This window comes from Blastopirellula marina (assembly GCF_002967765.1).
Taxonomy (GTDB): Bacteria; Planctomycetota; Planctomycetia; order Pirellulales; family Pirellulaceae; genus Bremerella; species Bremerella marina_A.
Genome location: NZ_PUHY01000001.1, coordinates 306,564 through 317,892, shown reverse-complemented (window position 1 = coordinate 317,892; position 11,329 = coordinate 306,564). Strand labels below are relative to the sequence as shown.

Genomic DNA, 11,329 nt, shown 5'->3' with positions numbered 1-11,329 from the left:
AATGGAGGGTGAGTTATACCGTTGTCGGGGAGGGAGTAAGCACACTCGATTTCCAACCACCGCCAGAACCGAGTCCGGGCGGAAGTTGAATTTGTCCGCGATCGATGACGACGCCCGTTGCTGGCTCCTCTCGAAGTAGCACAGCGCCATCCAAATCGGCATAGTCCAATAACGGGGCTAAATGAGCGGCACCACTGATTCCGATCGAGCTTTCGACCATGCAGCCAACCATCGTCTTCATGCCAAGCTGTTTGGCACGCACCAGCATTCGTTTGGCCGGCGTAAGACCGCCGCACTTGCAAATCTTGACGTTTACACCATGGAATAGGCCGTGGCATTTTGCAACGTCTGATTCGACTTGGCAGTTCTCGTCCGCGATGATTGGCAAGGCAGAGTTCGCGTAAACTTCAAGTCGATCAGCATCCGATGCGGTTGGGGGCAACGGTTGTTCGATGAATTCAACGCCTAGCGACGCCATCTGCTGCGAGTTCTCGATGGTTTGCGAAACGGTCCATGCACAGTTGGCGTCGACCCGAAAACGGGCATCACTGTGCCTCCGCAGTTCGGTAACGATTTCAATGTCGTTTGGCGTACCGAGCTTGATTTTGTAGACATCCCAACCAGGCATTTCCTGTAGCTTGGCAACCATCGTATCGATATCATCGATACCGATCGTATAGCTGGAAGTTGGGATATGTCGCCAGGAAAGCCCCCAAGTCTCGTAAAGGCGCTCGCCATTTCGTCGAGCCCACAAGTCGTGAGCAGCCATATCGAGAGCCGAGAGTGCGAATCGTTCGTTCAACGCAGCCTCGGCATCAGGCCAGACTGCTTCTGGGAATTCTGCAATGTAGCGTGATAACCATGGCTTCGCCGAATAGAGAGCCGTTTCGATCGCGTCGAGCGTGTGACCATAATAGGCGTTTTCCGTCACTTCCCCAAACCCGAACATTCCGTCATGTTCGAGTACAACGATCAGACTATGTTGGCAGTCCATCGACTCGCGCGAGATGGTGAACGTTCGCTTCAGGGGAAGGTCAATTCGATGCAAGCTCATTTTCATACGTTGACTACTGCCTCTTGTAAGCGTTTGACAGCTTGGACCAATGGTTCCGGTCCGGTTCGATAGACATCGCATACCGGAAGTTGAAACTCTCTGCGGATTTGCGTTAGTTCTTCGCCCGCTTCTTCGGAGGTAAGGTTTCTTGTATTCGCGGCGATCCCGATGACGCGACAAGGGGCTCGAAGGTTGGCGGCAACCTCGTACGCGCGAATAAGCTCGCGGTGGGAAGGGATGGGAATACTGGATAGCCCTTTCACTTCATTCCTCCCAGCTTCATAGCAGTAGATTAGCCCTTGCGGGGCGGACCCATGAAGCAAGCCAAGCGTTACCGCCGAGAAAGAGGGGTGCGAGATACTTCCCTGACCTTCAATCAATTGAATATCGTGCTGTTGATTGTCGCGAACAAACGACTCGACGGCGCCATTTACAAAATCAGAGACGACACAGTCGACCGGAATACCGCGACCCGAGATCATGATTCCTGTTTGTCCAGTCGCTAAGAAAGTCGCGTCGAGTCCTTGTTGCTGTAGTGCGCGTTGAACTTCCAGGGAGACGACCATTTTGCCCACGCTGCAATCATGTCCGACGGTCAGAATGCGGAGGCAATCGGGACGAAACGGCTGACCCGTTGCGACATTTTTGAAGCGATTCTTCCTAACGTCGCAAAGACGGGAGCCACTTGTCGCCGCTGTGGCACGGTACTCGGCATCCTCTGTGACGAAGTCGTGTAGTCCAGAAATGACATCGATGCCGCGACGGATCGCTTCAAGTAGAACCGGACGCCAAGTATCCGGCAATTTCCCTCCGGGAGGGGCAATGCCAATGTACACGGCATCGGCGTCAGGAACTTCACTCAAGCTTGCCACAACCGGGACATCGCCACCAGCTCCGAGAAGTTTCTGAGCGGTCTTAGTTTCGGTTTGGCCTGCCAATACCGCTGCGATGTCGGATGTTCGATAGCGGAGCAAGCTGATTGCTGTCTTTGCGACGAATGGATTCGAGTAACCATCAGTTAGTAGAACGATTCGCCGATGGTCCTCAAAGTTTGTGTTCGCCTCGCCCGGCAAACGTTTTACAGCTTCGGAAGCATTTGATTGTGAGGGAGACGATGCCATTTACTGATCCGCGAGAGTGCTGAGGTGTTTCCTGAGGTTGTGTTTGATCTTAAGTGCCCAGAGGGCTTATTCCAATGCGCGGATGCGCATAAATGTTTAGGATATGCGCAGCGTCCGTTTACAATGAAACGGAGAACAAGTTATCAACGGTACGGTGCAAATGCCTCGCTATTCCAGATGATCAAGTGACATGACCGATCAAGTTATACGCCGCGTGGCGGTGCTGATTGAAACAGACGATACTTGGGGCAGAAGTGTCGTTCGAGCGATCGGAAAGTACGCGTCCGAACATCGCTGGCGTCTACTGATCGCTCCACGAGATGCTCAGCAACGGCTACGGTTGCCGCGTAAGTGGCAAGGCGACGGAGTCATCGCCCATATGCGAACGCGCACTTTGGTGACGCATCTGCGGCGAGCAGCGTTGCCAACCGTCGATGTTTCGATCATGTTTCCCAAGGAAGACTGGGTGGGGCGGGTGATCACTGACGACCACGTTCGCTCAGAGATGGCCGTCAATCATTTTCGAGAGCGAGGGATCGAGCACTTCGCCTGTTACTCGCCGATGATGGGGCGTTACTCACCGCAGCGAGAAGCCTTCTTCACGCAGGCGGTTCAGGATGCTGGCTACAAGTGCGAAACGTTTCGAGCCAAAGGTGTCCGCGAAGGTTGGTCTATCGATCCGGCTGCGGTGATCAACTGGCTATCAAAGCTAAAACGTCCATTGGGCTTATTTGCTTCGGATCCCTATCCTGCGCGCCAGATCGCGGATATCTGTGAGTCGGCTGGGCTTCGTATTCCGGACGAAATTGCCATTCTTGCTGGTGACGACGACGATTTGATCTGTAATCTTGGCTTCCCGAGCTTATCCGCCGTTCAATTGGCTTGTGGAACGTTAGGAAAATCGGCCGCGGCATTGCTTACACGGTTGATGGATGGGGATCCAATTCCGGCAGAGGCCACAAAGATTCCTCCCCTTCAAGTGTGCCCGCGTCATTCAACGGACGTTATGGCGATCAACGATCCCGAACTTCAGGCAATCCTTCGGTATGTTCAGGAGAACGTTGCTCAAGGAATTCAGGTCAAACAGGTCCTTCGAAAGTTCGCGATCTCGCGGCGAAATTTGGAGCAGCGATTCCGCTCGGAATTGGGCCGTTCACCCGCCGAGCTGATTCGTAGCTTACGACTTGATATGGCGAAGCGAATGTTGATCGAAACGGACCTCTCAATCGCTGAAGCCAGTCGCCTGTGTGGCTTCACTTCGAAAGCTCACTTCTCAGTCTCTTTTCATCAGCAGTTTGGCACACCGCCAAGCATCTGGCGTACGCAGTTTGCCCAGACGTAAGGCATCGTTTGAATGCATTGATTCCAAACGCGTGAGGATGACCAGTTTCTGAATAGGACGCCTAACCCAACGATTCGAATAGTCCACCTTGACGATTCGAAAGGCGTTTCTCCGTAAACTGCGGGAATTGAAAACACGGGCTACGGTGAGGAGAACGTATTGGAAGGAGTGTCGTCTTCCGCTTGTTTCAGCATAAGTTCTACCTGGCGAGAGAACTCGTCGATACGTTCGTCAACGGGAGGCTCGCGTTTCATTACGGCTTGATAAGCCTCTCGATACCAGACGGACATTTCGACGAAATCGAACCAAGGATAGTCAGGATCTTCGATGGATAAACGCATCGAAGTTAGCCAGGAATCGATCGCTTTCTCGGTAATCGCGAGTTCCTGAATCGCTTCTTCGGTGCGACCCTGTTGATGATAGGCCAACGCAAGAACAGGCGAAGCAATGTGGCCGAACTGCGAGATCTTATCGCCTGAGCGAATGTCGACGAGGACCGATATGGCCCGTCGAGCGTCGCCTGCACGGTAATTCGCGACACCAGTCGCATACCTCAGGATATCTTCTTTCATACGTGGTCCGCCCGGTGGTGGCGATTTACGATCGCCCGGAATTCCTAAACGCCCGCCGCCAGGACCACCGGGTCCTCGATCATGAGGTGGCCCAAATCGATCTCGATTTCGTTCATGCTCCATTTCTTCAAATAGGAAAGCTTCCATGCGGAATGCCATTGCTTGAATATCTTCGGGTTCTCGCGGTTCCATGCATATGGCCCGGACGGCCATTGAGTAATGACCAGCGTCGTCAGTTGTTTTCATCTGTTCCCGCATCCGGGTACAGACTTCGTTGTAGGCATCCATCTCACCAGCGTAATAGCACAATTGGGGAACGCCCCACCACGATGGATTGTTTGCTGGCGCGCCCAGCTCAATGGCCTTGGCATAATTGGAAGCGGCTATAGGCCAATCGCCTAGGCGAGCCAATAGAGCACCTCGACCTGACCAAGCAAGGTAGTGATTCGGTTGAAGTCTTGTTGCTTCGGTGTATTCCTTCAAGGCTAGGCCCCAACGCCACTCGTCGGCGTTGGACCGAGCATTATCGAGAAGGACGTTCGCTCGTTTCAGATTCTCGACAGAGTCCAAGGCCTCTTGCCGCAGGAGTTCGGTTTCCTCTTGCGCGATCGTTGCGCGGACGGCTTGCCATGTACTGAAAATCGTGCCGGTTACCAACGCCACGAGTACAATAACGGTTGATGCAAGCATCGTCCGATTACGTCGTGCAAACCGAGTGAAGCGATACCACGGGGACGGTGGTCGGGCGATGACGGGTTGCTGATCAAGAAACCGCTGCACGTCCCGGGCCATATCAGCCGCAGTTTCGTAACGCCGCCGTCGATCCTTCTCGAGCGCCTTCATTACAATCCAGTCGAGATCGCCCTTCAGCTCGCTGGCCAAACTTCGTTCGCCCATCGTGCGATTGGCCTCACGCGTGGTTACAAGGCGGGTATTTGTCGTTAAGCGAGCACTGGGTCGAGGCGGATCCACCTCGCGGATCATTCGCCGCATCTCATCAAAAGACGCCGTCTGCAGGCGATGTTGGTCGAAGGGAGTCTGTTCGGTGAGAAGCTCGTAAAGTAGAACGCCCAATGAGTAGATATCGCTGCGCGTGTCGACATCCAACGAATTCATTTCGGCCTGTTCGGGACTCATGTACATGGGAGTCCCAATCATTTGGGCGAACCGGGTGTAGATCGTACGATCCGTCAAGGGCTCGTTGAGCGCCTTGGCGACACCGAAATCAATCACTTTGACGACGGCCTCCACATCATGCAAAGTGATTAGTACGTTCGAGGGCTTCAAGTCGCGATGAATGATTCCCTTTTGATGTGCGTGTTGTACTGCATGGCACACGTCCAGGAACAACTTCAATCGCCGGGATACCGGTAACTGGTGGTTTTGGCAAAAGGTCGTGATATGGACACCACGCACCAGTTCCATCACGAAGTAGGGTTGTCCTGATGAAGTGGCGCCACCGTCGAAGATGTGGGCGATGTTTGGATGATCCATCATCGCCAGGGCCTGGCGCTCGGCCTCGAAGCGGGCCATTGCATCCTGAGAATTAGCCGTAGCTTTCAGAAGCTTGATCGCCACACGACGCCGCACCGGATGACGCTGCTCGGCCACGTAAACCTGGCCAAAGCCTCCTTCGCCCAGCTTTTCCAGTAAGACATAGTTTCCGATGAACGCGTTGTCGTCACCTTCGCGTGGAATACCGCTACCGTCACTTCCGCGATCCCAAGTTGCATTCTGCGCAATCGCTTCGGCGGCCGATTTTACCTGTCCCTGAAGCGCCCTGCGTTGGGGTGTTTGATGATCAAGCACGTTCATTGATCGATCGTGAGCGGACAGAAGTTCGTTTACGGCTGCCCGTAGTTGGGAATCCCCTTTACATTCCGCTTCGATAAATGCATCCCGCTCGGCTCCGAACGGAAGATCGAGCGCGGAAAGAAAGATCGATTTTTCCCGATCAAACGACATGGGGGCGTTTTCACTCAGGATTCAACAGGATGGAATTGAGGTGAACCGAGGCCGTAGGGTGCGATCCACGAGCATGCTCGCACCCTACGGATGAAGCGCGACGGTCCTTACTCTTAGGATATGCGAAATCTGCGCGAAGAGAGTGCCAAATACTTGGAAACGGTTACTGTCGTTCGATTTCTCGCTGAAGCCAAGCACGGGCAAAGCTCCAATATCGCTTCGCGGTTCGTGATGAGATTCCCAGAGATTGAGCCGCTTCATCTACGGTGAGGCCGCTGAAGTAACGCAACATCACTAGCTTGTAAGAATCCGGATCCGCCTTTTCGAGGCGGGTAAGGGCCTCGTCTAACGCTAAGAGCGACTCATTCTCGTCCTTTGACTTCCATAGCAAGTCCTCCTGTAATGCGACGATCGTGTGATTGCCGCCTCGCTTCAAGCTTGCTCGTCGGCGTGCTTCTTCAATCAGAATACGCCGCATAGCCTCGGCTGCCGCGGCGAAAAAGTGGCCGCGATTTTCCCAGCTTCCCCCTCCGCCGACCAGTCTCATGTAGGCTTCGTGGACCAGTGCGGTAGGCTGAAGCGTATGCTCAACCTTTTCGTGAGACATCTTGGCAGCTGCCAACTTGCGGAGTTCTTCGTAAACAAGCGGAAGCAGATGATCACTAGCGTGTGCTTCGCCACGCTCTAGAGCTCCCAAGATTTGCGTTACGTCCGAATTCGTCACGAGTGATCTACTTCGCTAATGGGTTCAGAAATTGTCTCGCAGGTACACAGAACGCCAGGAAAGACGTCTAACTATTCTAGCAAAAGCACATCAATTTGTTTGGTTTTCGCGGTAAGCTACGCCTCTTCATCAACTCCAAGCAGTCCCCAGACCAGAAGGTCTGAGGTTTTATGGACCGTTTCAGAATCTTCGCTTCCCGATAGCTGCGAAAGTAAATCTTGCAATGTCTCGAAGAGAGTCGCGTCGGATTCCATTTCCAAAGAGCTTTCGCTTTCAGTTGTTGCAGGAATTCCACCAGGAGGTCGTCCGCCGCCGGGACTACGGGTATTAGCCAACTGGCGGCATCCAGTCCGTACATAGCAAACACATTGCAAACGGTTTCTTTTACAGTTTCCGGATCGGGGTGACCTTTACCTGCGTCGAATAGCGAAGACAAAGCATCCTGAAGATTGGATTCCAGCGACGCCGCTTCTTCATTACTAAGTCCTTGGGTTGGCTTATGTTTGGGGCAGATTGTAAACGACGGCCGAATGAGTATTCGAGATCGCTGCCATGAGCTTGCACACGTACTGTACGCAGGGCAGATCGATCGGCGCAATGTTTGCTCGATCTAAAAGTCACTGACTTGAGTCTTATTAACGCTATGAATAGACATCGGATAGTTTTCTCAACAAGCCGATTTGCGTTCGTCTCAAAAGGTATTCGCAACGTCTTAGATCGAATGATTCGCGATCTTATGTGTGCCATGTCGCCGCTTGGTGAGAATATTCGTGTCACTATCCGCGACGTGATCTCGCATTGGGGTTTAGAAGCTACTTCCGAGTGTGCTTCAATCGCTATTCAGGATTGGAGAATCGCTAGAATCCTCCCTGGGAGAATCTGTTGATTTCGTTACACGCGTCGCTGACGTTCACATCAATATGTGTTGACGCAAGTCGACCAGCACGCATCCTCGCCTTTGATGATTGTTGCTGGGTTCCTTGACACGGACCCCCCTGTTGCCCGTGACTCGGCTCGCCGCTAGTGCCGAGTTGCGGGCCACTTTTTCTGTGAGTGTTGAAGTCAGCCGTCTCTAACTCAAGGCAATGGTTCGATCACGATGCGCGTATACATCGGCTCAGCTATAGCTTGACCCTTCGCAGACTGAATCGGTGGACTTCGGTGGGAACAAGATGCTCCAGTTATGGCCGACGTGACTCAGGTGTTTTCGCGGGATACCGCATAGCGATTGGTCTGCCTTGGAAAATGTGTTTGACATATCGTGAGATCACGATATAAATGAATAGAGGTGAGCGTAGTTCACTTCGAATTCAGCTGAAATCGGTCAAACACGAGGCATTACGTCTCTAGTTTGGAGAAACGGATCGAATAATTCGGTCTCCTTTTTTGGCTTCATGTATCGTCATCTTGTGAGGTGACGAGTTGCATGGGTCAGGTTACCCGCTCCTTTAATTGCGGAAACGAAAGGCTGAGCAAATGGCCGCCGCCCTGGCAATCTTGTTTGGATGCATTGTGGGGTTTGCTCTTGGGTTGACCGGGGGCGGAGGTGGTGTGTTTGCCGTGCCACTGTTGGTTTACGGGCTGGGGGTCGCACCGCGTGAGGCGGTCGGCATATCTTTGGCGGCAGTCGGTGGCACGGCCATCTCAGGTGCGTTGCCCCGATTGCTGCGCAGGGAAGTCGAACTAAGAACCGGCCTTCTATTCGCCGTTTCTGGAATGCTCGGTGCACCGATCGGTTCGTACCTCTCCAAATTTCTGCCAGGCGATGTTTTGTTGGCATGTTTTGCTGTGTTGATGTTCATCGTGGCGTTTCGGATGTGGCAGAAATCGAAGTCCCCGGCCACCCCACAAGCAATCTGCGAGCCTGATTCAACCCGCGAACGGTCAACCTGCCAACGTAATGAAAACGGAGAGCTGATCTTTACCTCGAAGTGTGCTCGGTTACTGATCCTTACCGGACTGGCCACCGGCGTACTATCAGGTCTGTTTGGTGTGGGTGGTGGATTTGTGATTGTCCCGGCGCTCGTCCTTTTCAGTGGAATGCATATTCATCGAGCCATCGCGACTTCGCTGTTTGTCATCGTGCTAATTAGCGCAAGTGGAGTGCTTTCGCACTTTGTTGGTCGGAATGAATTCCCCTTCGCTTTAACTCTCGAATTCCTGGTCGGTGGATTTACCGGCATGTACTTGGGCGGTTTGCTGGCGAAACGCCTGAAGGGCCCAACGCTTCAAAAAGTGTTTGCCACGGCGGTCGTGCTGGTGGCGGCCTTTGTCATTGTGAAATCAACGTTGCTGTAAAGATAAGGAACTTTACGATGTTGCTGAAATACTTCTACGACAAGACACTCGCTCATGCGTCGTATATGGTTGGTTGCCAACGAGCCAAAGTGGCCGTGGTGATTGATCCGGGCCGCGATATTCAACCTTATCTAGACGCCGCCAAGCAAGAAGGTCTGAAGCTGACCGACGTCGCAGAGACGCACATTCACGCCGACTATGTGTCTGGGGCCCGCGAACTCGCCGAGCGGATTGGTGCCAAGCTACATCTTTCCGACGAAGGACCGGCTGATTGGAAATACCAGTTTGCGAGCGAATACTCCCATCAACTTCTCCATCATGGAGATCACTTCATGGTGGGTAACATTCGATTCGATGTGATCCACACGCCGGGTCACACTCCGGAAAGTGTTTCCTTTGTGCTTACCGACCAAGGTGGCGGTGCCAACAAGCCGATGGGGATCTTCACAGGTGATTTCGTGTTTGTGAATTCGGTCGGCCGTCCTGATTTGCTAGAGAAAGCAGCGGGGATCATGGATACAGCCAGGGCAGGTGCGAAAGACCTGTTCATCTCGTTGGAGAAGTTCAAAGAGCTTCCTGATTACCTGCAAGTCTGGCCAGCACATGGTGCTGGCAGCGCATGCGGAAAAGGACTGGGGGCAATTCCTTCCTCGACGGTCGGTTACGAAAAACTGTTCAATCCTGGTCTACAGTATACCGATGAAGCGGAGTTCGTTGACTACATCCTCGCCGATCAACCGGAAACGCCCACGTACTTTGCGGTCATGAAGCGGGTGAATAAGGAGGGACCTCGTGTACTGGGTGAAGGGGCTATGGTGCCTCAAGTCGAGGCTTCCACGATAACCGATGCGACCACGAAGGGAACGGTCGTCGACCTGGCACCATCCAGCGTTTTCGCTCAAGGTCACGTTCCGGGGACGATCAACATCCCTAGCAACATGCTCGGAGCCTGGGCTGGCTGGTTGGTCGATTACGATCGTCCGACCTACCTGATTGGTGAGAAAGATCAAATCGATCAAGCCGCGATGATCCTCTCGAAAATCGGCGTCGAAGACATCCGCGAATACGTCCTACGAGAAGACGTCAAATCGGCGGGCCTCCTGACCGAAACATACGAGTCGATGGAGGCGTCGGAACTTGCTGACGCGTTGAGCAACGGCAGTGTCGAATTGATCGATGTTCGAACCGATGCCGAATGGAATGCCGGGCACATCGCGGACGCAACGCACCACTTCCTAGGAAGTTTACCGAAATCGTCTCAGGAAATATCGTCCGATCAGAAGGTGGTCGTTCAATGTCGAAGTGGTGCTCGCTCGGCAATTGGCGTCAGTGTGCTGCAAGCAGCCGGACTCAAGAATGTGATCAACCTCAAGGGAGGCTATACGGCTTGGACATCGGCAGGCTTGCCGACCGTGCAAACCGATACCGTGAATGTGTCGTGAAGTCTGAACAACATGCTTAACGAAGGAAAGTGAGGTTCCCATGAGCGATGTGCAGACAAGCGAACGTTCGATGACGGTCGCCGATCGACTCAATCAGCCAGAGACGCAGGAGATGCTTCATCGCCTGCTCGACCGAGCCGAAGATCTCGACAAGATGTTGGCCATGACCGGTGAAGTGCCGAATCTGCTGGCAATTGCCACAGATCTTTTCGATAGCTTAGCTCGGCAGGCAGCCGAAGAAGGAATCGATCTTCAGCAGCGCGTCGCGGATGTGCTTTCGATCGTCAAGCAATTGACTGAACCGCGGAACATGAAAGCGCTGCAGGTTCTCGCCAATCATCTTCCCAAGATTCAACAAGCCGTGGAGATGTCTGACGAGCTTCCCAATCTGGCGGCGATCGCGACCGACGTCATCGATGAATGGGCGAGAGATCTTAAGAAGGATGGGATCGATCTTGAGCAAAGCCTCAAGAACGGTCTGCACGCGGCACTTTACCTGGGCGGCCAAATCCAACGAGATGAGCTTGATCGACTCGGCTACCTGTTGCGTTCAGACGTGTTGAGCGAGTTCTCCGTCGAAACGGTCGGGCTTGCGGGCAGCGCGCTTTCAAGCTGTCGACAAGGAAGCTGCGAACATCCGGTTCCCGAACGCATGGGACTGTTTGGTCTTCTCGGGGCTTCCCGAGATCCCAGTACGCAGCGTGCATTGGCGTTCGCGGTTCAGTTTGGCAAATGTTTCGGCACACTGCTCGAGCAGCACCATCCCAAGGCTTGTCCTACCACTACCCCCTCTAAGTCGTAAGGAGCGATC

At 53.5% G+C, this 11,329-nt stretch carries 8 protein-coding genes; 4 read left to right on the top strand and 4 right to left on the bottom strand.

Features of this window, described 5'->3' with window-relative positions; translation table 11 throughout:
• Positions 1-13: 13 nt before the first annotated feature.
• The gene (locus tag C5Y83_RS01145) at positions 14-1,054 is read right to left on the bottom strand and encodes a dipeptide epimerase (protein ID WP_233207016.1); all 1,041 of its coding nucleotides are present in this window, start codon (positions 1,052-1,054) and stop codon (positions 14-16) included.
• Positions 1,055-1,056: 2 nt separating this feature from the next.
• Positions 1,057-2,175: a DUF1611 domain-containing protein gene (locus C5Y83_RS01140; protein ID WP_105327799.1), complete on the bottom strand. Its 1,119-nt coding sequence runs from the start codon at positions 2,173-2,175 to the stop codon at positions 1,057-1,059.
• 190 nt (positions 2,176-2,365) lie between these two features.
• Here C5Y83_RS01140 and C5Y83_RS01135 point away from each other — a divergent pair, with 190 nt between their 5' ends.
• Positions 2,366-3,517, top strand: a complete 1,152-nt coding sequence (locus C5Y83_RS01135) for a xylose operon transcription regulator XylR (protein ID WP_105327798.1) — start codon at positions 2,366-2,368, stop codon at positions 3,515-3,517.
• Between the two features lie 140 nt (positions 3,518-3,657).
• Here the strand turns inward: C5Y83_RS01135 and C5Y83_RS01130 are convergent, their stop codons facing one another.
• Positions 3,658-6,054 (bottom strand): serine/threonine protein kinase, encoded by a 2,397-nt coding sequence (locus tag C5Y83_RS01130; RefSeq protein WP_105327797.1) that lies wholly within the window; start codon positions 6,052-6,054, stop codon positions 3,658-3,660.
• Positions 6,055-6,217: 163 nt separating this feature from the next.
• Positions 6,218-6,778, bottom strand: coding sequence for an ECF-type sigma factor (locus C5Y83_RS01125; protein WP_105327796.1), 561 nt, complete (start codon positions 6,776-6,778; stop codon positions 6,218-6,220).
• Positions 6,779-8,254: 1,476 nt separating this feature from the next.
• Between C5Y83_RS01125 and C5Y83_RS01120 the strand changes: the two genes are divergently transcribed.
• The 3 genes from C5Y83_RS01120 to C5Y83_RS01110 are packed head-to-tail and all read left to right on the top strand — an operon-like array spanning position 8,255 to position 11,320.
• Positions 8,255-9,076: a sulfite exporter TauE/SafE family protein gene (locus tag C5Y83_RS01120; RefSeq protein ID WP_105327795.1), complete on the top strand. Its 822-nt coding sequence runs from the start codon at positions 8,255-8,257 to the stop codon at positions 9,074-9,076.
• Between the two features lie 17 nt (positions 9,077-9,093).
• Positions 9,094-10,518 (top strand): MBL fold metallo-hydrolase, encoded by a 1,425-nt coding sequence (locus C5Y83_RS01115; RefSeq protein WP_105327794.1) that lies wholly within the window; start codon positions 9,094-9,096, stop codon positions 10,516-10,518.
• Between the two features lie 40 nt (positions 10,519-10,558).
• The gene (locus C5Y83_RS01110) at positions 10,559-11,320 is read left to right on the top strand and encodes a DUF1641 domain-containing protein (protein ID WP_233207014.1); all 762 of its coding nucleotides are present in this window, start codon (positions 10,559-10,561) and stop codon (positions 11,318-11,320) included.
• Positions 11,321-11,329: the final 9 nt, after the last annotated feature.